The sequence below is a fragment of the Streptomyces sp. NPDC028928 genome (genome assembly GCF_055564915.1).
The window spans coordinates 250,243-273,728 of sequence record NZ_JBVHVI010000014.1 but is presented as its reverse complement, the minus strand read 5'-3'; the positions used below and the strand labels follow the sequence as shown (position 1 = coordinate 273,728).

18 protein-coding genes and 1 rRNA gene are annotated in these 23,486 nt (G+C 73.7%); 14 read left to right on the top strand and 5 right to left on the bottom strand.

Annotated elements, in window-relative coordinates; translation table 11 throughout:
- Positions 1-92 (top strand): 5S ribosomal RNA (gene rrf, locus ACZ4U1_RS31475); the annotation flags it as partial.
- A gap of 1,254 nt (positions 93-1,346) precedes the next feature.
- Positions 1,347-2,144 (top strand): tetratricopeptide repeat protein, encoded by a 798-nt coding sequence (locus tag ACZ4U1_RS31470; RefSeq protein WP_467907561.1) that lies wholly within the window; start codon positions 1,347-1,349, stop codon positions 2,142-2,144.
- An 88-nt stretch (positions 2,145-2,232) separates the two neighbouring features.
- Here the strand turns inward: ACZ4U1_RS31470 and ACZ4U1_RS31465 are convergent, their stop codons facing one another.
- Positions 2,233-3,516 (bottom strand): DUF1015 domain-containing protein, encoded by a 1,284-nt coding sequence (locus ACZ4U1_RS31465; RefSeq protein ID WP_467907553.1) that lies wholly within the window; start codon positions 3,514-3,516, stop codon positions 2,233-2,235.
- A gap of 73 nt (positions 3,517-3,589) precedes the next feature.
- On the opposite strand from ACZ4U1_RS31465, the gene ACZ4U1_RS31460 reads away from it, so the two are divergent.
- The 4 genes from ACZ4U1_RS31460 (at position 3,590) to ACZ4U1_RS31445 (ending at position 7,623) form a co-directional block, all read left to right on the top strand.
- Positions 3,590-4,618 carry an HAD-IIA family hydrolase gene (locus ACZ4U1_RS31460; RefSeq protein ID WP_467907552.1) on the top strand — a complete coding sequence of 343 codons (1,029 nt, stop codon included), beginning with the start codon at positions 3,590-3,592 and terminating at the stop codon, positions 4,616-4,618.
- A gap of 70 nt (positions 4,619-4,688) precedes the next feature.
- On the top strand, positions 4,689-5,732 hold the full coding sequence (locus ACZ4U1_RS31455; protein WP_467907551.1) for a FecCD family ABC transporter permease: 1,044 nt from the start codon (positions 4,689-4,691) through the stop codon (positions 5,730-5,732).
- A complete protein-coding gene (locus ACZ4U1_RS31450) occupies positions 5,729-6,775 on the top strand; it encodes a FecCD family ABC transporter permease (RefSeq protein ID WP_467907550.1) in 1,047 nt (348 codons plus the stop codon). Before ACZ4U1_RS31455 ends, ACZ4U1_RS31450 begins: the two co-directional genes overlap by 4 nt.
- On the top strand, positions 6,772-7,623 hold the full coding sequence (locus ACZ4U1_RS31445) for an ABC transporter ATP-binding protein (protein WP_467907549.1): 852 nt from the start codon (positions 6,772-6,774) through the stop codon (positions 7,621-7,623). Before ACZ4U1_RS31450 ends, ACZ4U1_RS31445 begins: the two co-directional genes overlap by 4 nt.
- A 12-nt stretch (positions 7,624-7,635) precedes the next feature.
- Here ACZ4U1_RS31445 and ACZ4U1_RS31440 read toward each other — a convergent pair whose 3' ends face one another.
- Entirely contained in the window at positions 7,636-7,983 is a 348-nt protein-coding gene (locus ACZ4U1_RS31440) for a sterol-binding protein (RefSeq protein ID WP_467907548.1), read from the bottom strand.
- Positions 7,984-8,025: 42 nt separating this feature from the next.
- On the opposite strand from ACZ4U1_RS31440, the gene ACZ4U1_RS31435 reads away from it, so the two are divergent.
- From ACZ4U1_RS31435 to ACZ4U1_RS31415, 5 genes are all read left to right on the top strand, one after another.
- Positions 8,026-8,310, top strand: a complete 285-nt coding sequence (locus ACZ4U1_RS31435; RefSeq protein ID WP_467907547.1) for a hypothetical protein — start codon at positions 8,026-8,028, stop codon at positions 8,308-8,310.
- Between the two features lie 7 nt (positions 8,311-8,317).
- Complete coding sequence (locus ACZ4U1_RS31430; protein ID WP_467907546.1) at positions 8,318-9,133, top strand: TlyA family RNA methyltransferase; 816 nt, start codon at positions 8,318-8,320, stop codon at positions 9,131-9,133.
- Positions 9,130-10,035 (top strand): NAD kinase, encoded by a 906-nt coding sequence (locus tag ACZ4U1_RS31425; protein WP_467907545.1) that lies wholly within the window; start codon positions 9,130-9,132, stop codon positions 10,033-10,035. Before ACZ4U1_RS31430 ends, ACZ4U1_RS31425 begins: the two co-directional genes overlap by 4 nt.
- Before the next feature lie 48 nt (positions 10,036-10,083).
- On the top strand, positions 10,084-11,826 hold the full coding sequence (gene recN, locus ACZ4U1_RS31420) for a DNA repair protein RecN (RefSeq protein ID WP_467907544.1): 1,743 nt from the start codon (positions 10,084-10,086) through the stop codon (positions 11,824-11,826).
- A 436-nt stretch (positions 11,827-12,262) separates the two neighbouring features.
- Positions 12,263-13,408: a glycosyltransferase family 4 protein gene (locus ACZ4U1_RS31415; protein ID WP_467907543.1), complete on the top strand. Its 1,146-nt coding sequence runs from the start codon at positions 12,263-12,265 to the stop codon at positions 13,406-13,408.
- Positions 13,409-13,413: 5 nt separating this feature from the next.
- Here ACZ4U1_RS31415 and ACZ4U1_RS31410 read toward each other — a convergent pair whose 3' ends face one another.
- The 3 genes from ACZ4U1_RS31410 to ACZ4U1_RS31400 are packed head-to-tail and all read right to left on the bottom strand — an operon-like array spanning position 13,414 to position 18,296.
- Entirely contained in the window at positions 13,414-15,060 is a 1,647-nt protein-coding gene (locus tag ACZ4U1_RS31410; RefSeq protein ID WP_467907542.1) for a PucR family transcriptional regulator, read from the bottom strand.
- A 44-nt stretch (positions 15,061-15,104) separates the two neighbouring features.
- Positions 15,105-16,433: an FAD-binding oxidoreductase gene (locus tag ACZ4U1_RS31405; RefSeq protein WP_467907541.1), complete on the bottom strand. Its 1,329-nt coding sequence runs from the start codon at positions 16,431-16,433 to the stop codon at positions 15,105-15,107.
- A gap of 60 nt (positions 16,434-16,493) precedes the next feature.
- The gene (locus ACZ4U1_RS31400; protein ID WP_467907560.1) at positions 16,494-18,296 is read right to left on the bottom strand and encodes a glycoside hydrolase family 15 protein; all 1,803 of its coding nucleotides are present in this window, start codon (positions 18,294-18,296) and stop codon (positions 16,494-16,496) included.
- Between the two features lie 541 nt (positions 18,297-18,837).
- Between ACZ4U1_RS31400 and ACZ4U1_RS31395 the strand changes: the two genes are divergently transcribed.
- The 3 genes from ACZ4U1_RS31395 to ACZ4U1_RS31385 all read left to right on the top strand — a co-directional run bounded on the left by ACZ4U1_RS31395 (position 18,838) and on the right by ACZ4U1_RS31385 (position 23,463).
- Positions 18,838-20,487 (top strand): CTP synthase, encoded by a 1,650-nt coding sequence (locus ACZ4U1_RS31395; protein WP_467907540.1) that lies wholly within the window; start codon positions 18,838-18,840, stop codon positions 20,485-20,487.
- Positions 20,488-20,586: 99 nt separating this feature from the next.
- On the top strand, positions 20,587-21,213 hold the full coding sequence (locus ACZ4U1_RS31390) for an NUDIX domain-containing protein (RefSeq protein ID WP_467907539.1): 627 nt from the start codon (positions 20,587-20,589) through the stop codon (positions 21,211-21,213).
- 174 nt (positions 21,214-21,387) lie between these two features.
- Positions 21,388-23,463 carry a tetratricopeptide repeat protein gene (locus tag ACZ4U1_RS31385; RefSeq protein ID WP_467907538.1) on the top strand — a complete coding sequence of 692 codons (2,076 nt, stop codon included), beginning with the start codon at positions 21,388-21,390 and terminating at the stop codon, positions 23,461-23,463.
- Positions 23,464-23,486: the final 23 nt, after the last annotated feature.

The following is a 23,486-nucleotide window of genomic DNA, read 5'->3' as shown; positions in this document are numbered from 1 at the left end:
CGCCCGGTTACATTCCGAACCCGGAAGCTAAGCCTCACAGCGCCGATGGTACTGCAGGGGGGACCCTGTGGGAGAGTAGGACGCCGCCGAACAATCTTTGGAGGACCCCTGGTCACCAGCGTTCAGCTGGGACCAGGGGTCCTTTTGTTTTTACAATGCTTGTGGTACCGAAGACAGGAGTCACCATGTCCACCAACTCTCCCGACGACCGACCGGAGCGCGACCAGCGGCGACGGGACAGTGGTGACCGCGGTGACCGTGGCGGCTTCCGCCGTGACAACGACCGTCGTGACAACGACCGGCGTGGTGGCGACCGTGGCAGCTACGGCCGCCGCGATGATCGCCGTGACGACCGGCGTGACGACCGTCGGGATGACCGCCGTGGTGGCGGTTTCCGTCGCGAGGGGGAGCGCGGTACGCGTCCGGGATTCCAGCGGGACGACCGTGACCGTGGTGACCGTGGCGGGTTCCGCCGTGACCACGACCGGCGTGACGACCGTCGGGACGACCGCCGCGATGACCGTGGTGACCGCGGGTTCCGCCGCGACGACCGGGGCGACCGTGGCGGCGACCGTCCCTCCTACCGGCGCGACGACGACCGCGCCGGCTACGGCCGCCGCGACGACAACCGTGGCGGCTACGGCCGCCGCGACGACCGGCGAGATGATCGCCGTGACGACCGTGACCGTGGTGAGCGCGGCGGCTTCCGCCGGGACTCCGACCGGCGTGACGACCGTCGGGACGACCGCCGCGACGACCGCCGTGGTGGCGACTTCCGTCGCGAGGGCGACCGTGGTGCGCGCCCGGCGTTCCGTCGGGACGATCGCCGGGACGATCGCCGGGACGACCGCCGCGATGACCGTGGTGACCGCGGGTTCCGTCGCGACGACCGGGGCGACCGTGGCGGCGACCGTCCCTCCTACCGCCGTGACGACGACCGCGCCGGCTACGGCCGCCGCGACGACAACCGTGGCGGCTACGGCCGCCGCGACGACCGCCGTGACGACGACCGAGGTGGCTTCCGCCGTGACGACGACCGCGGTGGCTTCCGCCGTGACGACGACCGCGGTGGCTTCCGCCGTGACGACCGCCGTGACGACCGCCGTGACGACCGGCGTGACGACCGAGGTGGCTTCCGGCGGGACGACAGCCGGGGCGACCGCGGTGGCTTCCGAGGGCGGGACGACCGTGGGGGCCGGGGGCCCCGTAGGGACGACCGTGGGGACCGCGGTGGGCGGTCCGGTGGTTTCCGGGGCCGCGACGGGCGGGACGACCGCCGTGGCGGTGGCCGGTTCCGCGAGGACCGGGACCGGGACCGTGACCGTGATCGTGAGCCGATCAAGCGGCTGCCGATCCCGGAGGACGTCACCGGCGAGGAGATCGACAAGGACGTCCGGCAGGAGCTGCAGAGCCTGCCCAAGACGCTCGCGGAGGACGTCGCCAAGAACCTGGTGATGGTCGCCCGGCTCATCGACGAGGACCCCGAGGGCGCCTACGGCTACTCCAAGGTGGCCCTGCGCCTGGCGTCCCGCGTGGCCGCCGTACGCGAGGCCGCCGGCTTCGCCGCGTACGCGAACCAGAAGTACAGCGAGGCCCTCGCCGAGTTCCGGGCCGCCCGGCGGATGACCGGCACCGTGGACCTGTGGCCGGTGATGGCCGACTGCGAGCGCGGGCTCAGCCGGCCGGAGAAGGCACTGGAGATGGCCGGCGCCCCGGAGGTGCACAAGCTGGACAAGGCCGGTCAGGTCGAGATGCGGCTCGTCGCCGCCGGTGCCCGGCGTGACATGGGCCAGCTGGACGCGGCCATCGTGACCCTGCAGAGCCCGGAGCTGGCCTCCAACTCGGTGCAGCCGTGGACCGCCCGCCTGCGCTACGCGTACGCCGACGCCCTGCTGGCCGTCGGCCGGGAGCGCGAGGCACGGGAGTGGTTCGCGAAGGCCGTCGAGGCCGACCGGGACGGCAGCACGGACGCCTCCGACCGGCTCGCCGAGCTGGACGGCGTGGAGTTCGTCGACGCCCTGGCCGAGGACGACGCCGAGGAGTCCGGCGGGTCCGCCGAGTCCGCTGAGCCCGCCGACGCCTCCACGGAGGAGGGCGAGGACGGCGAGGACGGCAAGAACGGCGAGGACGGCGACAAGGACTGACGACGAGGACTGACGTCCGTCACTGAGAAGAGGGCAGACCCCCGCGGGGTCTGCCCTCTTTCGTGTGATGCCGGTGCGTGGCGCCGGTTCAGATCTCCAGTGCCCGCAGCACCAGACCCGAGGCCGGCTTCGGGCCGAACGAGGTGGACTTCCGGGGCATCCGCACCCCTTGCCGGGCCAGGTCGCGGACGACCTCCTCGCGGACCGGGTGCATCAGGACGGCCGTGCTGCCGTCGCGTTCCGCCTTCTCCACCGTCGCGGCCGCGTCGTGGATGTAGGCGATGTGGGCGGGGGAGTCCTCGGGGATGCGCCAGACGTGGTCCAGCAGCGTGGCGTGCAGGACCGTGGCGTCCAGGGAGCGCCAGGCGGCCGGGCGGTCCGCCGGGATCGTCCGGGCCAGCAGGTCCGGGTCGGGGCGGTCGAGCAGGTGGAAGGTGCCGTCGCCGGCCAGCAGGAAGGAGTTGCCCGCGCAGGACGCGTCCGCGAGGGTCTCCAGCGCCTCCGGCAGGGGCACGTCGAGCCGTCGTACCCGGAACAGGCCCTCCACCGCCGCCAGTGCGTCGGTGACCCGGAGGCCGTGCAGCAGCCGGTGGATGGCGCGGACGCGCAGCGGGTAGCGCACGGTGTCGACCAGCAGGACCAGGCCGTAGTCCCAGGGGCTGGGGGAGGTGTGTTCGGTGCGCAGGCGCCGGTAGGTGGCCCAGCGGTGGTGGCCGTCGGCGATCAGGGCCTGGCGGCCGGCGAGGTCGGTCTGGATGCGGGCCAGTTCCTCGGGGTCGGTCACGGACCACAGGCGGTGGTGGAAGCCGTCCTCGGTGGTCGTGGCCAGCAGGGGCGGGCGGTCCGCCGTACGCTCGACGACCTCGGCCGCCGCTCCGTCGCCACGGTAGGTCAGCAGCAGCGGTTCCAGGTTCGCGCGGGTGGCGCGCATCAGGGCCGCGCGGTCGGCGACCACGGGCGGCATGACGTCCTCGTGCGGCAGTACCACGCCCTCGGCGGGCTCCGTCACCCGCAGGGCGCCGATGATGCCGCGCTGGAGCATGCCGTCGCCGTCGCTCTGCTCGTACACGTACAGGCCCGGCTCCGGGTCGGCGGTGAGGATGCCCTCGTCCAGCCAGCGGCGCAGTGTGTCGGCGGCCTGCTCGGTGCGGGCGCTGGGCGTGCCGGCCTCGGGCAGGATCAGCCGGACGATGTTGTACGGGTCGGACGACTGTAGGTGGTGCAGGCCGTCGGGGCGTACGACGACGTCGTAGGGCGGGGAGGTGACGGAGGCGAGGCTGCCGACCCGGTCGGGGTCGTACCGAAGGCCTCGGAACGGGGTGAGTTCCAGGCCGCGACGCGCCGTTGCCTCCGAGTGACCTGCTGTGTTCATCCCGGCATCGTACGTGTGTCAGTGGCGTGCGGGATGATCGGGGGAAAGCGAGTGAACGAGGAGCGATGCGGACATGAGCCAGGACGTCAGGACCAGGCCCGAGGGCAGTGCGCAGCCCCTGAGCGAGGCGTACGACACGGCGCTGCTCGATCTGGACGGGGTGGTGTACGCGGGCGGCAGCGCGATCGCGCACGCGGTCGACTCGCTGGCGGTGGCCCGGGCGGGCGGGATGCACCTGGCGTACGTCACCAACAACGCGCTGCGCACCCCGGACGCGGTGGCCGGGCACCTGACGGAGCTGGGCATACCCACGGAGGCGGACGACGTCATCACCTCGGCGCAGGCCGTCGCGCGGCTGATCAGCGAGCAGGTGCCGGCCGGGGCGCGGGTGCTGGTGGTCGGCGGTGAGGGGCTGCGGGTGGCGCTGCGCGAGCGGGGCCTGGTGCCGGTGGAGTCGGCGGACGACGATCCGGCGGCGGTCGTGCAGGGGTACGGCGGGCCGGATCTGCCCTGGGGGCGGTTCGCGGAGGCGTCGTACGCGATCCGGCGCGGTGTGCCGTGGTTCGCGTCCAACACCGATCTGACGATTCCGAGCGGGCGGGGGATCGCGCCGGGCAACGGGGCGGCCGTGGAGGTCGTCCGGATCGCGACGGGTGCCGAGCCGCAGGTCGCGGGCAAGCCGCTGCCCCCGATGCACCGGGAGACGGTCATCCGGACGGGTGCCGAGCGGCCGCTGGTGGTCGGGGACCGGCTGGACACGGACATCGAGGGCGCCTTCAACGGCGGGGTGGACTCGCTGCTGGTGCTGACCGGGGTCACCGACGGGGCACAGCTGCTCGCCGCGCCGCCGCGGCACCGGCCGACGTATGTGGACGCCGATCTGCGGGGGCTGCTCACCGGCCAGCCGGAGATCGCCCAGGAGAGTGACGGTTTCCGCTGCGGCGGGTGGACGGCGACGGCCGGGACCGACCGGCTGGAGCTGACCGGCGACGGCGAGGCGCTGGACGGGCTGCGGGCGCTGTGCGCGGCGGCCTGGACGGCGGCGGGGGACGGCTCCTGCACGCTGGAGGCGGAGAAGGCGCTGGCCCGGCTGGGACTCTGACGCTCCCCCAGCGCACTGCGCAGGACACCGGGGATCGAGATCGAATGCGAGGGTAGGCTAACCTAACCTCGTGTTGGTCGACAGTCCTCCGGAACAGCGCGCGGAGACCGCCCCCGCGCCCCCAACCCGCCGGGCGGCGAGGGCCCTTGGGCTCCTGCTCTCGGTCCTGCTCCTGGCGCTCGTCGCTCTGGCGAGCATCGCGATCGGGGCGAAAGCGCTGTCGCCGGACCAGGTCTGGCACGGCCTGTTCCACGACACGGGGACGTACGGCGACGTGGTCGTGGACGAGCGGCTCTGGCGTACGGTCCTCGGCCTGCTGGTCGGTGCCGCGCTCGGTCTGTCCGGCGCGGTGCTCCAGGCGCTGACCCGCAATCCGCTGGCCGACCCCGGGCTGCTCGGCATCAACGCGGGGGCCTCCGCCGCCGTCGTCACGGCCATCACCTACGCCGGCGTCACCAGCCTCACCGGCTATGTGTGGTTCGCGTTCCTGGGCGCCTCGGCGGTCGGCGCGCTGGTGTGGTTCCTCGGCGGCAGCCGGGGCGCCACACCGGTACGCCTGGCGCTCGCCGGTACGGCGGTCAGCGCCGCTCTGTACGGCTACCTCCAGGCCGTGATGATCATGGACGGCGCGGCCCTGGCCAAGATGCGGTTCTGGACGGTGGGTTCCCTGGCGTCGGCCGGCTCCTCGACCATCACGCAGGTGCTGCCGTTCCTCGCGGTCGGCACGGTCCTCGCGCTCGTGCTGGCCCGCCCGCTGAACGCCGTGGAGATGGGCGACGACACCGCCCGCGCCCTCGGCGCCCATCTGGGCCGCACCCGTGCGCTGGCCATGCTGGCCGCCGTGCTGCTGTGCGGCGCCGCGACCGCCGCCTGCGGCCCGATCGTCTTCGTCGGCCTGATGGTCCCGCACGCCGTGCGCTCCTTCACCGGCCCCGACCTGCGCTGGATCCTGCCGTACGCCACGGTCCTGGCGCCCGTGCTGCTGCTCGGCGCCGATGTCATCGGCCGGATCGTGGCCCGCCCCGCCGAACTCCAGGTCGGCATCGTCACCGCCGTCATCGGCGGCCCGGTCTTCATCTTTCTCGTACGACGGCGGAGGACGGCCCAGCTGTGAAGACACACTCCAGGAGCCGTGCCGTACGCACTCCCGGCGGGCTCTCCCTGCGCCTGGAGCCGCGTGCCCTGATCGTCGTCGTCCTGCTGCTGGCCGCCGCCTGCGCCGCGGGTGTCGCCCTGATCGGGACCGGCGAGGCGAAGATCCCGGCGGCCGACGTGCTGCGGACGCTCGCCGGGAACGGCACCGCCTACCAGGACTTCATCGTCAACCAGCTGCGGCTGCCGCGGGTCCTCGTCGGCCTGCTGGTCGGGGCTTCGCTGGGCCTCGGCGGCGCACTGTTCCAGTCCGTCTCCCGCAACCCGCTCGGCAGCCCGGACCTGCTCGGCCTGTCACAGGCCTCGACGGCCGGCGCGCTGGTCGTGATCGTGGTGCTGTCCGGCAGCGCCGCCCAGGTCACCCTGGGCGCGCTGGTCGGCGGCCTGGTGACCGGCTTCGCCCTCTACGCGCTCGCCTGGAAGCAGGGCGTGCACGGCTACCGGCTGGTGCTGGTCGGCATCGGCGTCAACGCCGTCATGACCGCGGTCAACGGCTATCTGCTCACCAAGGCCGACCTGGTCGACGCGACCCGCGCGGTGGTGTGGATGACCGGCTCGCTGAGCGGCCGTGACTGGGAGCAGGTCCGGCCGCTGCTCGGGCTGTGCGCCGTCCTCTTCCCGCTGGTCCTCGCCCACGCGCGCGGCCTGCGGATGATGGAGATGGGTGACGACATCTCGAACGCGCTCGGCGTGCGCGTGCAGCGCGTCCGGCTGCTGCTGATGGCCTCCGCCGTCCTGCTCACCGCCGCCGCCACGGCCGCCGCCGGCCCCGTCAGTTTCGTCGCGCTGACCGCGCCGCAACTCGCCCGCCGCCTCACCCGCTCGCCGGGACCGAACCTGGTGCCCTCCCTCTGCATGGGAGCGACCCTGCTGGTCGCCGCCGACTGGGCCTCCCAGCGCGCCTTCGGCGCCGACCAGCTGCCCGTCGGCGTGGTCACCGGCGTCCTCGGCGGCGCCTACCTGCTGTGGCTGCTGGTCACCGAGCGCCGGGCGGGCCGGATATGACCCCCGCCGGCGCGACGAACAATCCAAGGAGCACTGTGAACCGCCTGTCCGCCGAGAGCGTCACCCTCGCCTACGACCAGCGGGTCATCGCCGAGCAGCTGTCGGTGGAGATCCCCGACAACTCCTTCACGGTGATCGTCGGCCCGAACGCGTGCGGCAAGTCGACGCTGCTGCGGGCGCTGTCGCGGATGCTCAAGCCCAGTCAGGGCCGGGTCCTGCTGGACGGGCAGGCCATCCAGTCGATGCCCGCGAAGAAGGTCGCGCGGACCCTCGGCCTGCTGCCGCAGTCGTCCGTCGCGCCCGACGGCATCACGGTCGCCGACCTCGTGGGCCGGGGCCGCTACCCGCACCAGGGCCTGCTGCGCCAGTGGTCGGCGGAGGACGAACGGGTCGTTCGGGAATCGATGCGGCAGACCGGCGTCGCCGAGCTGGCCGAGCGGTACGTGGACGAGCTGTCCGGCGGCCAGCGGCAGCGCGTGTGGATCGCCATGGCGCTCGCCCAGCAGACCCCGCTGCTGCTCCTGGACGAGCCGACCACCTACCTGGACATCCAGCACCAGATCGACGTCCTCGACCTGTGCGCCGAACTGCACGAGGAGCAGGGCCGGACGCTGGTGGCGGTGCTGCACGACCTCAACCACGCGGCCCGCTACGCCACCCACCTCATCGCCCTGCGCGGCGGCACGGTGATCGCCGAGGGCGCCCCGAACGACATCGTCACGGCCGAGCTGGTCGAGGAGGTCTTCGGGCTGCGCTGCCAGGTCATCGAGGACCCGGAGACCGGGACCCCGTTGGTGGTGCCGGCGGCCCGCAAGGCGCGCGCCGAGCGGGTCACAGCGGCTTCCTGAGCCGGAACTGGGTTACAGCAGCTTCCTGAGCCGGAACAGGTCCAGCAGGCTCGCCTCCAGCCGTACCCGGCCCGAGCCCCAGGCGGTCGCGAAGTTCAGCTCGCCGCCCACCAGGGCCACCAGGTCGTCCCCGGCCATGGCGAGCCTGATCTGCGCCCGCTCGCGGGGCGGACCGGCAAGAGTGTCGTCCACCTCGATCCGGCCGCCGGTCAGCCGGCCGGCGAAGGTGACGTCCAGGTCGGTGATGTGGCAGCTCACCGAGCGGTCCAGCGCGGCGGCCGCGCGGACGTCGCCCTCGGCCCCCTGCATGTTGTCCGAAAGCTTCCCCAGTGCGGCGCGGCACTCCTCGATCGTGGCCATCGCCCACGACGGTACCCCAGCGGTTCGGGGTAGCGTCTGGGCATGAGCGAGTCCGTGTCCGAGGCCCCCGCGGAAGCCGTGGCGGAGGCCGAGCCCGAGTACGCCCCCGCGGCCCCGGCCCCTGTGAACGTCCCCCGCACGCCCACCGGCAACGCCGAGGTCGACGCCCAGCTGGACCGGCTGGCCGACGCCGACCACCTCGCCACCGACGGACACCTGGAGGTGTACGAGGATGTACACCGGGGGCTGCGCGACGCGCTGACCGCGCTCGACGCCCGCCCGGGACCTCCGGCGCCCCCTCCCTCGTACCACCAGAGCAGGAGCTGAACCGAACGTGGCAGGAGTCGCACGCCGCCGTCTCGACGCGGAGCTGGTCCGCCGGAAGCTCGCCCGCTCGCGCGAGCACGCCAGCCAGCTGATCGCCGCCGGCCGGGTCACCGTCGGCAAGACCGTGGCGACCAAGCCGGCCACCCAGGTGGAGACCGCCGCCGCGATCGTGGTCCGGTCCGACGACAGCGACCCCGACTACGTCTCCCGGGGCGGCCACAAGCTCGCCGGCGCGCTGGAGGCCTTCGTGCCGCAGGGGCTCGTGGTCGAGGGCCGGCGCGCGCTGGACGCCGGCGCGTCCACCGGTGGCTTCACCGACGTCCTGCTGCGCGCGGGCGCCGCCCATGTCGTCGCGGTGGACGTCGGCTACGGACAGCTCGCCTGGTCTCTCCGGAACGATGAACGCGTCACCGTCAAGGACCGTACGAACGTACGCGAGTTGACGCTTGAGGCGATCGATGGGGAACCTGTGGATCTTGTCGTGGGTGATCTGTCCTTCATCCCGCTCGGGCTGGTGCTGCCCGCCCTGAAGCGGTGCGTGACGCCGGACGCCGACCTGGTGATGATGGTCAAGCCGCAGTTCGAGGTCGGGAAGGAGCGGCTCGGCAGCGGGGGTGTCGTACGGAGTCCGCAGCTGCGGGCGGAGGCCGTGCGGGGAGTGGCCGAGAAGGCCTGGGAGCTGGGGCTCGGGGTGCGGGGGGTCACCGCGAGTCCGCTGCCCGGCCCCTCGGGGAACGTCGAGTACTTTCTCTGGCTGCGGGCGGGCGCACCCCAGGTGGACCCGGCCGACGTCGACCGTGCAGTGGCGGAGGGGCCGCGTTGACACAGAACCTGGCGCGTACTGTTTTCCTGCTCGCCCACACCGGGCGGCCCGCGGCGATCCGCAGTGCGGAACTCGTCGTCAAGGGCCTGCTGCGGCATGGCATCGGGGTGCGGGTGCTGGAGGAGGAGGCGCGCGACCTGCCGCTGCCGGACGAGGTGGTCCTCGTCAAGGAGGCGACCCCGCAGTGCCTGGACGGGTGCGAGCTGCTGATCGTGCTGGGCGGTGACGGCACGCTGCTGCGCGGTGCCGAGTTCGCCCGGGCCTCCGGGGTGCCGATGCTCGGCGTCAACCTCGGGCGCGTCGGGTTCCTCGCGGAGGCCGAGCGGGACGACCTCGACCGGGTGGTGGACCGGGTGGTGGCGCGGTCGTACGAGGTCGAGGAGCGGATGACCGTCGATGTCGTGGTGCACCGCAACGGGGACATCGTGCACACCGACTGGGCGCTGAACGAGGCGGCCGTGCAGAAGGCCGGCGCGGAGAAGCTGCTGGAGGTCGTCCTGGAGATCGACGGCCGGCCGGTGACCGGGTTCGGGTGCGACGGGGTCGTCCTGTCGACCCCCACCGGATCCACCGCGTACGCGTTCTCCGCGGGCGGGCCTGTGGTGTGGCCCGAGGTGGAGGCGCTGCTGATGGTGCCGATCAGCGCGCACGCGCTGTTCGCGAAGCCGCTGGTGACCTCGCCGGACTCCGTGCTGGCGGTGGAGGTGCTGCCGCACATTCCGCCGGGTGTGCTGTGGTGTGACGGGCGGCGGACCGTGGAGCTGCCGCCCGGGGCGCGGGTGGAGGTGCGGCGGGGGGCCGTGCCGGTGCGGCTGGCCAGACTGCACCACTCCTCCTTCACGGACCGGTTGGTGGCGAAGTTCGCGCTGCCGACCACCGGCTGGCGCGGGGCGCCTCACTAGCCTCACCGGAAAGAGCGGCCTGTGTGCACTCCCCGCCCCGGACCTCGTATGGTCTGTTCCGTGTTGGAGGAGATGCGGATACGGTCACTCGGGGTCATCGACGATGCCGTCGTCGAGCTGTCGCCGGGGTTCACCGCCGTCACCGGTGAGACGGGTGCGGGCAAGACCATGGTGGTCACCAGCCTGGGGCTGCTGCTCGGTGGCCGGGCGGACCCGGCGCTCGTGCGGATCGGCGCGGAGAAGGCGGTCGTGGAGGGGCGGGTCGCCGTACCCGCCGGCGCCGCCGCCGTCGTACGCGCCGAGGAGGCCGGGGCCGAGCTGGACGACGGCGCCCTGCTGATCAGCCGCACCGTGTCCGCCGAGGGCCGCTCCCGGGCGCACCTGGGCGGGCGCAGCGTGCCCGTCGGGCTGCTCGCCGAGCTGGCCGACGACCTGGTGGCCGTGCACGGGCAGACCGACCAGCAGGGGCTGCTGAAGCTGTCCCGGCAGCGGCAGGCGCTCGACCGGTACGCGGGGGACGCCGTCGCCGTGCCGCTCGCCAAGTACACCGAGGCCTACAAGCGGCTGCGGGCCGTCTCCGCCGAGCTGGAGGAGATCACCACGCGCGCGCGTGAGCGGGCGCAGGAAGCCGACATGCTGCGGTACGGCCTGGACGAGATCGCCGCCGTGGAGCCCCGGCCCGGTGAGGACGTGGAGCTGGCCGAGGAGGCCGAGCGGCTGGGGCACGCCGAGGCGCTGGCGTCCGCCGCGACGGCCGCGCACGCCGCTCTCGCGGGCAATCCGGAGGACCCCGAGGGCATCGACGCCTCGACGCTCGTCGCGGGCGCCCACCGGGCGCTGGAGGCCGTGCGCGCGCACGATCCGGCGCTGGCCGCGCTCGCCGACCGGATCGGGGAGATCGGCATCCTGCTCGGTGACGTGGCCGGCGAGCTGGCGGGGTACGCCGACGATCTCGACGCCGACCCGCTGCGGCTGGCCGCGGTGGAGGAGCGCCGGGCCGCCCTGAACACCCTGACCCGCAAGTACGGGGACGACGTCGCCGCCGTCCTGGCCTGGGCCGAGCGGAGCGCGGCCCGGCTCACCGAGCTGGACGGCGACGACGAGCGGATCGAGGAGCTGACCGCCGAGCGGGACGCGCTGCGCACCGAACTGGGCGGGCTCGCACAGGCCCTGACGGACGCGCGGACGGAGGCCGCCGAGCGGTTCGCCGCCGCGGTGACCGCCGAGCTGGCCTCGCTGGCGATGCCCCACGCGCGCGTGTCCTTCGACATCCGGCAGACCGAGGACCCCGAGGGTGTCGAGGTCGGCGGGCGGACGGTCGCCTACGGCCCCTCCGGCGTGGACGAGGTCGAGCTGCTGCTCGCCCCGCACCCGGGCGCCCCGCCGCGGCCCATCGCCAAGGGCGCGTCCGGCGGTGAGCTGTCCCGCGTGATGCTGGCCGTGGAGGTGGTCTTCGCGGGCACCGACCCGGTGCCGACGTACCTCTTCGACGAGGTCGACGCCGGTGTCGGCGGCAAGGCGGCCGTCGAGATCGGGCGGCGCCTGGCGAAGCTCGCCAGGACCGCGCAGGTCGTCGTGGTCACCCACCTGCCCCAGGTCGCCGCGTTCGCCGACCGCCAGCTGCTGGTGGAGAAGACCAACGACGGCTCCGTCACCCGCTCCGGAGTGAAGGTCCTGGAGGGCGAGGAGCGCGTCCGCGAGCTGTCCCGCATGCTCGCCGGCCAGGAGGACTCCGAGACGGCCCGCGCGCACGCGGAGGAACTGCTGGCCACGGCCAGGGCGGACCTGTAGCGGCAGGGGGAGGCGCCCCGGTGCCGCACTGGGGGCGGCCGTCGTGGCGGGGAACCGGCGTGCGGGCTGCTCGCGCACGCCGTCGCTCTGGTCGGCACGGCCCGGTACGGGGACCGGGTGAGGGCGTGGGCGCGGATGCCGTGAGCGGCTGACCTCGCCGTATGCCCGGGCACCCGGCCCGGCCGCGGCGGGGGCTCTCTCACCCGTGTGGGTGATGTGCTCCGGCGCATTGCCCCGGCCCGCCGCACAGTGCGCCCTCTCGGATGTCCCTGAACGGCCGTACGGCCTGGCATGCTTGGCAGGGAACGCGGGGCGGGCAGGGGGTCCGGACGGTCCGTGCGGGAGGCGCGCGGGGTGCGTCCTTCCGCCCCCCGGAGCCCGCTACCTTCTGTACGTTCTTTCGTGACCGCCCCCGTGAACCAGGAGCCCCGGCCCCGTGAGCCCCCTGAGCAGCAACGCACCGCACGGCCAGTCGCCGCTGCGCACCGTGCAGGTGCTCGGCGGAGGCAACGCCGGCAGCAGTGCGCATGTGCGCTCCCTGGCCGAGGGGCTCGTGGCGAGGGGCGTGCGCGTCACGGTGTGCGCCCCCCTCGAGGCCGACCGCGCCTACGACTTCACCGGAGCCGGCGCCGAACACGTGCACGTACCCCGCAGCAGCGACCCCGTCTCCGTGGCCGCGCTCCGCACCGCCTGCGCGAACGCCGACCTGGTGCACGCACACGGTCTGCACGCCTCCTTCCGGGCCGTGCTCGCGCTCAGCGGGCGCACCACCCCGCTGGTGGTCACCTGGCACAACCGGGCCCACGCGGAGGGCCCGCGGGCGCATCTGCTGCGGCTGCTGGAGCGGCGGGTGGTGAAGACCGCGGCCGTGGTCCTCGGCACCAGCTCCGACCTGGTCGACCTGGCCCGGCGCAGCGGCGCGCGGGACGCCCGGCTCGCCGCCGTCGCCCTGCCGGGCCGGCGCCGGCCCGCAGACCTCGTGGACCCGGACGACCCCGACCGGCTGCGGCCCAAGATCCGGGCCGAACTCGGCTCCACCGGCCGCCCGTTGCTCATCGCGGTCGGCTCCCTGGACCGGCAGCGCGGCTACGACGTCCTGCTCGACGCCGCCCGCGCCTGGCGCGACCTTGACCCGGTACCGCTGGTGGTCGTCGCGGGGGAGGGTCCGCTGCGGCCGGTGCTGCAACGGCGCATCGAGGACGAGGAGCTGCCGGTGCGGCTCATCGGCCACCGCGAGGACGTGCCCGAACTGCTCTGCGCCGCCGATCTGGCGCTGCTGACCAGCAGTTGGGAGTCACGCTCCGTCCTCGCCCAGGAGGCCCTGCACGCGCGGGTACCGCTCGTCGCCACCCGGGTCGGCGGCATCCCCGACCTCGTCGGCGACGCGGCCGCACTCGTCCCGTACGGCGACCCGGGAGCCCTCGCCGACACCGTCGTACGGCTGCTCGCCGACCCCGGGCGCCGCGAACTGCTGCGCGAGCGCGGCACCCGGCAGGCCGCCACCTGGCCGACCGAGGACGAGACCGTCGCCCAAGTCCTCAGCGTCTACGACGAGTTGACCCAGCCGAGGCCACTGGCCTGACGGCCTCAGGGCACGTGCCGGCGCGCCCGCAGGGCCAGGCTCAAGGCCAGTACCGTCTGCGGGTCGTCCAGGTCGGTGCCCAGCAACTCCCCGATCCGGGCCAGCCGGTTGTACAGCGTCTGCCGGTTCAGATGCAGCTCGCGGGCCGTCTCCGCCTTGCGGCCGGCGTGCGCCAGATAGGTCTCCAGGGTCGGCAGCAGCGGCGGCTTGGAGCGGTGGTCGTGGTCCCGCAGCGGGCCGATCGCGCGGTCCACGAAGGCCGCCAGGTCCGGGTGGTCGCGCAGCCGCCACAGCAGCAGGTCGATGTCCAGGCGCCGGGCGTCGTACCAGGGCCGGTCGGTCAGGCCCTGGGCCGCCGTCGCCGTCTCCGCCGCGTGCCGCAGCCCCGCCGAGGCCGCCGCCCAGCCGCCCGCCACCCCGACGACCACCACCGGCGGCGGCGAGCCCGGCCGGCGCATCCCGGCCCGCTCCACCCCCGCCCGCAGCGCGGCCGCCACCCGGTCCGCGACCGCCGCCCGCTCCGACTCCGAGCGCAGCCCCAGCAGCACCAGCACCCGGCCCTCCACCGGCCGCACCCCCAGCAGCACCGGCACCCCCACCGCGGCCAGCTCCTCGGAGACCGCCCGGGCCAGCACCGCCCAGCCCCCGCCGGGGGAGAGGGTGTCCCCGATCCGCATCACCACGGGCAGCAGCGGGCTGCCCCCAGGCTTGAAGCCGAGCACCCGGGCCTGCGCCGGGGCGTCCTCCGCCGCGATCCGGCCCTCGGCCAGATCGGTGAGGAAGTCACCGCGCCCGCGCGCCGCCAGCTCCTCCTCCTGCCGGGCCTGCATCAGCACCACGGCCAGGATGCCCGCGGCCCGCTCGGCGGCGATCCGGTGCACCGGGGCCAGCGGGGACCGCACCGGCAGCAGCACCAGCCGGGCGCGCACGGAACCGGCCGCCCCGGGCCCGCCCCCGGGCACGTCCACCAGCACCGAACCGGCCGGCGGCGGGGCCTCCTTGTGCGGGCCGCGCAGCCCCTCCCACACCTGCAAGGGGTCCGCGCCCTCGGGCCCGGCCCCGGCGGCGTACAGCAGCCGGGCGTCGGCGGTCTCCAGGAACACCGGGTTGTCGCTGAAGTCGGCCAGGATGCCCAGCACCTGCGGCACCCCGCCACCGCCCAGCAGGGCCTCGGTGCAGCGCCGGTGCACCTCCTCCGCGCGCTGGAGCAGCGCGTAGTGGCCGTTGACGATCTCGGTGTGGATCTCCTCGGTCACCGTCACGAACGGCACCTCGCGGTGCAGCTGGACCAGCGGCAGCCCGGCTGCCCGGGCCGTGTCCACCAGGGCCGCCGGCAGCCGGGCGAAACGCGGGCCCAGCTCCACCACCAGGGCGGCGATCCCGCGCTCGGCGAGCGTCCGGACGAACGCCCGCTGCTCGGCCGGCCGGGTACCGAGGCCGTAGCCGGTGGTGAGCAGCAGCTCGCCGCCCTTGAGCAGCGAGGCGATGTTCGGGACCTCGCCCGCGTGCACCCAGCGCACGGTGCGGCCGAGCCGGTCGGCGCCCGCCAGGACCTCCGGCAGCCCGCTGCGCAGGCCGGGCAGTTCCAGCGCCCGCTGCACGGTGATGCCGGCGCCCTGGGTGTCGAGTCGGTGGTCCGTACGGCTGTCCATGCAGCGGACGCTACCTGCGACAACGCCCTCAGGACAGCTCCCGCCTAGAGCGGCCGGATGTTGTGGTTGAAGCGGAACACGTTGTCGGGGTCGTACCGCCGCTTGACCTTCTCCAGGCGCAGCAGGTTCCCCGCGCCCAGGCCCGCGCGGACCCGTTCGGGGCCCTCGTCGCCGACGAGGGTGAGGGGGACGGCGTCCGTGCTCCAGCGGCGTACGCCGGCGCACGCGTCCCGCACCCAGGCGAGGGCCCGCTCGTCGTCGGCCGGGTCCGCCCAGCAGGCGAAGGGGTGCGCGATCCAGGCCGCCCGCCGGTACGGCAGCGGATGACCGGCGCCTTGGGCGGCGACCGCTCCGCCGAGCGGCAGGAGCATGAGCCGGGAGTCCGGCGCCGGCAGGCCCGCCGCGAGGGCGCAGAAGGCGTCCACGGCCGCGTCGGGCAGACCGGTCAGGCACTGTGCCGACCAGTGGGCGCGCATCCCCCCGGCCGGGTACAGCAGCCCCAGCGCCCGGGCACCGCACACCTCCGTCTCGTGCGGGAGCGCCGTCAGCGGCTCGGCCAGGGCGCGCAGCTCCTCCTCGGTGCCCGCGTACGTCAGCAGGGCGGCGCACATCGGCGCCGGCCGTCCGGACAGGTACAGCGCCGTCCCGCCCACCTCGTCCGGGCCGGTGCCGACGACCTCGCGGAAGGCGCGTACCGCGGCCGGGCCGGATTCCGGCCGGTAGAGCACCATGAGGGCGGCGAGCCGGGGCAGCTCGTGCAGCGTCAGGGTCAGCGCGGTCGCGATGCCGAAGTTGCCGCCTCCGCCGTGCAGCGCCCAGAACAGCTCCGGGTTGTCGTCGGGGTTGGCGTGCACCCGCTCGGCGTCGGCGGTCACCAGCTCCACACCGATGAGATGGTCAGCGGCGGGGCCGACGGCGCGGTCCAGCCGGCCGGTGCCGCCGCCCAGGACACAGCCGGCGACCCCGATGCCCGGGGCCCGGCCGACGGTCGCCGCGAGGCCGTACGGCCGCGTGGCCAGGTCCAGGCGACCCACCGTGGTCCCGCCGCCGACCCGGGCCGCCTCGGCCGCCGGGTCGACGGTGACCTCCCGCATCCGGCGCAGGTCCACCTCCAGCGCGCCGTCCACCAGGGTGCCCGCAAGGCCCAGCCCGCCGCCGCGCACCGCGATGTGCAGATCCAGGTCCCGCGCGAAGCGCACGGCCCGGACCACATCCGTGGCGTGCGCGCAGCGGGCGATCACGGCCGGACGCCGGTCGGTCCTGGCGTTGGGGACCGCCCGCGCGTCGTCGTACCCCGGATCTCCCGGCGCGAACACCTCGCCGGCCAGTTCCGCACGGAGCGCCGCGAGGGCGGTGTGCGCCTTGGAAGCCATGGCCGCCCCCTTGGAGCGCCTTGGAGCGGGGTCCGGCTTCCAGCGTAGGCCGGGGCGGCCCTAGCCGCCGTACGCCCCCGAGGCCGTCAGGCGCAGGGCCGTGTCGATCAGGGGCACGTGGCTGAACGCCTGCGGGAAGTTGCCCACCTGGCGCTTCAGGCGCGGGTCCCACTCCTCGGCGAGCAGACCGAGGTCGTTGCGCAGCGCGAGGAGCTTCTCGAACAGCTTGCGGGCCTCGTCGACGCGGCCGATCATCGCCAGGTCGTCCGCCATCCAGAACGAGCAGGCCAGGAAGGCGCCCTCGTCGCCCGGCAGGCCGTCGACGCCCGCGTCCGCGCCCTCCGTCGGGTAGCGCAGGATGAACCCGTCCGGGGTGGACAGCTCGCGCTGGATCGCCTCGATCGTGCCGATCACCCGCTTGTCGTCCGGCGGCAGGAAGCCCATCTGCGGGATCAGCAGCAGGGAGGCGTCCAGCTCCTGCGAGCCGTAGGACTGGGTGAAGGTGTTGCGCTCCTTGTCGTAGCCCTTCTCGCACACGTCCCGGTGGATGTCGTCGCGCAGCTCGCGCCAGCGCTCCAGCGGGCCGTCCGCGTCCCCGGACTCGATCAGTTTGATCGTGCGGTCGACGGCGACCCAGGCCATCACCTTGGAGTGCACGAAGTGCCGGCGCGGGCCGCGCACCTCCCAGATGCCCTCGTCCGGCTCCTGCCAGTGGTCCTCCAGGTAGCGGATCAGCTTCAGCTGGAGCAGCGAGGCGTAGTCGTTGCGGGCCAGGCCGGTCATGTGGCCCAGGTGCAGGGCCTCGGTGACCTCGCCGTACACGTCCAGCTGGAGCTGGTGCGCGGCGCCGTTGCCGACCCGGACCGGGGCCGAGTTCTCGTAGCCGGGCAGCCAGTCCAGCTCGGCCTCGCCCAGCTCGCGCTCGCCGGCGATGCCGTACATGATCTGCAGGTTCTCGGGGTCGCCGGCGACCGCGCGCAGCAGCCACTCGCGCCAGGCGCGGGCCTCCTCGCGGTAGCCCGTGCGCAGCAGCGAGGACAGGGTGATCGCCGCGTCCCGCAGCCAGGTGTAGCGGTAGTCCCAGTTGCGCACGCCCCCGATGTCCTCCGGCAGGGAGGTGGTGGGGGCGGCGACGATGCCGCCGGTCGGGGCGTACGTCAGCGCCTTCAGGGTGATCAGCGAGCGGATCACCGCCTCGCGGTACGGCCCGTGGTACGTGCAGTGCTCGACCCACTCGCGCCAGAAGTCCTCCGTCGCCTCCAGCGAGGCCTCCGGCTCCGGCAGCGGCGGCGGCTGCTTGTGCGAGGGCTGCCAGGAGATCGTGAAGGTGATCCGGTCACCGGGGGCGACCGTGAAGTCGGCGTACGTGGTGAGCGCCTTGCCGTAGGTCTCGGCCTCCGTGTCGAACCACACGGAGTCCGGCCCGGCCACCGCGACCGTGCGGCCCTCGTGCTTGTGCACCCAGGGCACCACCCGGCCGTAGGAGAACCGCATCCTGAGGGCCGAGCGCATCGGCACCCGGCCGGTGACCCCCTCCACGATCCGGATCAGCTGCGGGGCGCCGTCACGCGGGGGCATGAAATCGGTCACACGGACGGTGCCGCGCGGGGTGTCCCACTCCGATTCCAGGATCAGCGAGTCACCGCGGTAGCTGCGCCGGGCGGCCGTGGGCGGCTTGGCGTCGGCGGCGTGCGCCGGGCCGAGCCGCCAGAAGCCGTGCTCCTCGGTGCCCAGCAGGCCGGCGAAGATGGCATGCGAGTCGAAGCGGGGCAGGCACAGCCAGTCCACCGTGCCATCCCGGCAGACCAGCGCCGCGGTCTGCATGTCTCCGATGAGTGCGTAGTCTTCGATGCGCCCGGCCACGTGCAACTCCAGTCGAACGGCCACGTCACACCCCCGCGCAGGGGGCTGTCGCTAGTGCGGTCAAGGGGTCGTTGTTGTGCGTCGTTGAGCGGTGAAGCAAAGCAGCCCGCCGAGCCCTGAGGCAATACGACAGTCTTTGCTCAACGAACTGCCGCGCTCTCGTTGTTCCGGGTGATGTTGGCGGGGGTGTGCCGTCGTTCCGGCCGGGCTCGGCAGCGAATGTCCGAGCAGGATACGACGCACGTAGATGATCTGCGTGCCGCTCCGGGCAACCCGTGTGGGCCGAACGAGTGAGCAGCGGGTGATAGCCGTGTGTCCAGTGCGCTCGTGGATTACACGCGTGACGTATGTGGCGGGCAGCCCGTGTCCGGGCGTGCGCGAAGCGTGGCCGGAAGCCATCCGGGCCAGGCGCTGATACGCTGGTAGCCCGTGGACCGGTGGGAAAAAACCCCCGAACCGCAGCGACGGCACCCCCGGAAACGCCCGGGAGGGACGCCGTACCGCACCCCCAGACCGCGACCACGGGAGCCCCCTCTTGGCCATGCCGCCCAAAACCACGACGACCAAGCACATCTTCGTCACCGGGGGTGTCGCCTCCTCGCTCGGCAAGGGTCTGACCGCCTCCAGCCTGGGCATGCTGCTCAAGGCCCGTGGCCTGCGTGTCGTGATGCAGAAGCTCGACCCGTACCTGAACGTCGACCCGGGCACGATGAACCCCTTCCAGCACGGTGAGGTGTTCGTCACCAACGACGGCGCCGAGACCGACCTGGACATCGGCCACTACGAGCGGTTCCTCGACCGCGACCTGGACGGCACCGCCAACGTGACCACCGGCCAGGTCTACTCCACCGTGATCGCCAAGGAGCGGCGCGGGGAGTACCTGGGTGACACCGTGCAGGTCATCCCGCACATCACCAACGAGATCAAGCACCGCATCCGGCGGATGGCCACCGACGAGGTCGACGTGGTCATCACCGAGGTCGGCGGCACGGTCGGCGACATCGAGTCCCTGCCGTTCCTGGAGACCGTGCGCCAGGTCCGGCACGAGGTGGGCCGGGACAACGTCTTCGTGGTGCACATCTCCCTGCTGCCCTACATCGGCCCGTCCGGTGAGCTGAAGACCAAGCCCACCCAGCACTCGGTGGCCGCGCTGCGCAACATCGGTATCCAGCCGGACGCGATCGTGCTGCGCTGCGACCGGGAGGTCCCCACCGCGATCAAGCGGAAGATCTCCCTGATGTGCGACGTCGACGAGGCCGCCGTGGTGGCCTGCCCCGACGCCCGCTCCATCTACGACATCCCCAAGGTCGTGCACGCCGAGGGCCTGGACGCCTACGTGGTGCGCAAGCTCGACCTGCCCTTCCGCGACGTGGACTGGACGACCTGGGACGACCTGCTGGACCGGGTGCACAACCCCGACCACGAGGTCACCCTGGCGCTGGTCGGCAAGTACATCGACCTGCCCGACGCCTACCTGTCGGTCACCGAGGCGCTGCGCGCCGGCGGCTTCGCCAACCGCGCCCGCGTGAAGATCAAGTGGGTGACCTCCGACGACTGCAAGACCCCGGCCGGTGCCAAGGCCCAGCTCGCGGACGTGGACGGCATCTGCATCCCGGGCGGGTTCGGTGACCGCGGGGTGCTGGGCAAGGTCGGCGCGATCAAGTACGCGCGGGAGAACAAGATCCCGCTGCTGGGCCTGTGCCTGGGCCTGCAGTGCATCGTGATCGAGGCCGCCCGCAACCTGGCCGACATCCCCGACGCCAACTCCACCGAGTTCGACCCGGCCACCGCCCACCCGGTGATCTCCACCATGGCCGAGCAGCTCGACATCGTGGCCGGCGAGGGCGACATGGGCGGAACGATGCGCCTGGGCATGTACCCGGCCAAGCTGGCCGAGGGCTCCATCGTCCGCGAGGTCTACGACGGCAAGGAGTACGTCGAGGAGCGCCACCGGCACCGCTACGAGGTCAACAACGCCTACCGCGCGGAACTGGAGAAGAAGGCCGGCATCGTCTTCTCCGGCACCTCCCCCGACGGCAAGCTCGTGGAGTACGTGGAGTACCCGCGTGACGTCCACCCCTACCTGGTCGCCACGCAGGCGCACCCGGAGCTGCGCTCGCGGCCGACCCGTGCGAACCCGCTCTTCGCCGGCCTGGTGAAGGCCGCGGTCGAGCGGAAGAATTCCAAGTAACACACCAGTTGTACGGTGGCCGGGGTGCATACCTTCAAAGGTGGGCACCCCGGTCTTCTGTGTGACCGGACTTCGGCACGGCGTGTGGAGGGACAGGGCATGACGATCAAGGACACCCCCGAGGAGTGGGAGATCCGGGCCACGGACACCCCCTTCGTGGGCAACAAGACCTCCGTCCGGACGGACGACGTGGTCATGCCCGACGGCTCGGTGGCCCGCCGTGACTACCAGGTCCACCCCGGGTCCGTGGCGGTCCTCGCCCTGGACGAGGAGGACCGGGTGCTGCTGATCAACCAGTACCGGCACCCGGTGCGGCACAAGCTGTGGGAGATCCCGGCCGGCCTGCTGGACGTGCCCGGCGAGAACCCGCTGCACGCCGCCCAGCGGGAGCTGTACGAGGAGGCGCACGTCAAGGCCGAGGACTGGCGGGTGCTGAGCGACGTGTACACCACCCCCGGCGGCTGCGACGAGGCCGTACGGATCTTCCTGGCCCGCGGCCTGTCCGACGTGGAGGGCGAGCGCTTCGCGGCGGAGCACGAGGAGACCGACATGCAGCACGCGCGCGTGCCGGTCGAGGAGCTGGTGCGCGGTGTCCTGGCCGGTGACGTGCACAACAACTGCCTCGTGGTCGGCGTGCTCTCCCTGGTCGCCGCCCGCGGCGGGGACGGTCTGGACGCGCTGCGCCCGGCGGACGCGCCCTGGCCGGCGCGCCCCTTCGAGTCCTGAGCGTGGTGTGGGCCCGACCCGTCCGGGCACTCGTGTGACGATCGCCTGATCCGATCGAGCGACCCGTCCGCCGCGCTCCTCCGGGAACGTCGCAGAGCGTGAACTAGGCTCTTCAACGCCCGTACCGGAAGACACCGGCGGGCTTGCGCGTGCGGTGGGACGGGAGTGTGGCCCGTGACGGATCAGGCGGTGGACCCAGACGGTGCGGAACTGTCCGCGCACCCGGCCTCGGAGAACCGATTCCTGGGCCGTACCCGGGAGTTGAAGGAGCTGCGCGCCGACATCGAGCGCGCGGGCCTGGACACCCTCTCCGGCCGCAAGGCCCCCCGCGCGCGTGTGCTCCTGATCGCCGGCCGCCCCGGTTCCGGCCGTACCCGCCTCGCCGAGGAACTCGTCCGGCAGGTCGCCGAGCGTTACCCCGACGGGGTGCTGCGGGCCCGGCTCAGCGAGCCCGGCGGCACTCCGGTGCCCGTCGAGCAGGCCGCCCGTGACCTGCTGGCCGCGCTGGGGGTGCCCGCCCCCGCCGGAGCCGCCGAGGACGATCTGGCCGCGGCCCTGCGCGCGGCCCTCGCCGGCCGGCGGATGCTGCTCCTGCTGGACGACGCGGCCGGCGCCGAGCAGGTCGACGCGCTGCTCCCGGACGCCCCGGACTGCCTGGCCGTGGCGGTGTCCCAGGGCCCGCTCACCGGCATCGCGGACGTCCGCCCCTGCACGCTGGGCGGCCTCGACACCAAGTCCGCGCTGGAACTGCTCACCGGGCACACCGGCTCGGTCCGCATCACCGTCGACCCGCGCTCGGCGGAGAGCCTGGTGGAGGCCTGCCAAGGCCACCCGGCCGCGCTGGTGCTGGCCGGCGGCTGGCTCGCCGCCCGCCCGCAGGCCGCCGTCTCCGACCTCGCCAAGCGGATGCACGCGTACACCGAGGGCGGCGCGGACGGCACTGACGGCACCCCGTTGTCCCGTGTCTTCCGGCTCGTGTACGAGCAGCTGCCCGCACCGGCCGCCCGGATACTGCGACTGCTCTGCCTGGCCCCGGCCGGCCTGGCCGACCCGCACACCGCCTCGGCGCTGGCCGGCTGCTCGGTCGACGCCGCCCGTGCCACCCTGGACGACCTCGTCGCCCTCGGTCTGCTCCGCACGGTGGACTCACCCCTGCCCCAGTACGAGGTCCCCGGCTGTCTGCACCCCTTGCTGCGCGCCCTGGCCGAGAGCCAGGAGCGGCCCGCGGAGCTGCAGCTGGCCCGGGCCCGGATGCTGGAGCGGACGGTACGGCTGCTCCAGTCCTGCCGGGCGATCACCGAGACGGACAGCCCGCAGGCCCGCGAGAAGCTGAACGGCATGCCGCCCGCGCTGCGCTTCCCGACCCCGCGGGCCGCCGCCGACTGGCTGCGCATCCGGCGGCCCGCCCTGCTGGCGTCCGCGCGCCTCGCGGTGGCCGACGGCGAGCTGGACACCCTCGCCCGCCGGCTGATGTCCCAGCTGGTCAAGGCCCTGGCGGCGCATGTCGGCACGCAGGCCGCCGCCCCGGACCTGTACGGCGTCCACGGCCTCGTCCTGGACGTCGCCGAGCGGCGCGGGCTGCCCCGGGAGAAGGCCGCGGCCCTGCTGAACCTGGGCGATCTGGACGCCCAGACCGGCCGCACCCGGGAGGCGCTGGTCCGCTACCGGGCCGCTCTGGACGCCGGACGCGAGGCGAACGACCCGTACGCGACCGGCCGCGCGATGGAATCCGTAGGCGGCGCCTACCAGGAGCTGGGGGATCACGACCGGGCCGCCGACTGGTTCGGCCGGGCGCTGGCCGAGCGGCTGGCCCGGGGGGAGCACCCGGAGGCCGCCCGGCTGTACGGCCGTATCGGCACCGCGCACACCTACGCCGGGCGCTACGGCGAGGCGCTCAGGAACTGGCGGGCCGCCCTGGCCGGCTACCGCAGGAGCGGTGATGTCGCCGCCAGCGCACGGGCGTTGAGCGAGATCGCCCGGGTGCAGGAGTACGCGGGGCGGCCCGAGGAGTCGCTGCGCACCTGCCAGGAGGCCGTGGAGTGGGCGCGGCGGGCCGAGGACCGCCGGTTGCAGGCCGCACTCCAGCTGCGGCTCGCCGACACCCTGGACCGGCTCGGCGACCCGGCGGCGGCCCGCCTGCACCGCGCGGCGGCGGAGCGCATGCTGGGTGAGGAGCCGCAGGAGGAGGACGCAAGGCCGGAACAAGCCCCTAACGCCTGCGAAATCCGTACTGCATCCAGCGAAGATTGATGCAATGAAAGGCTAGACAGCGG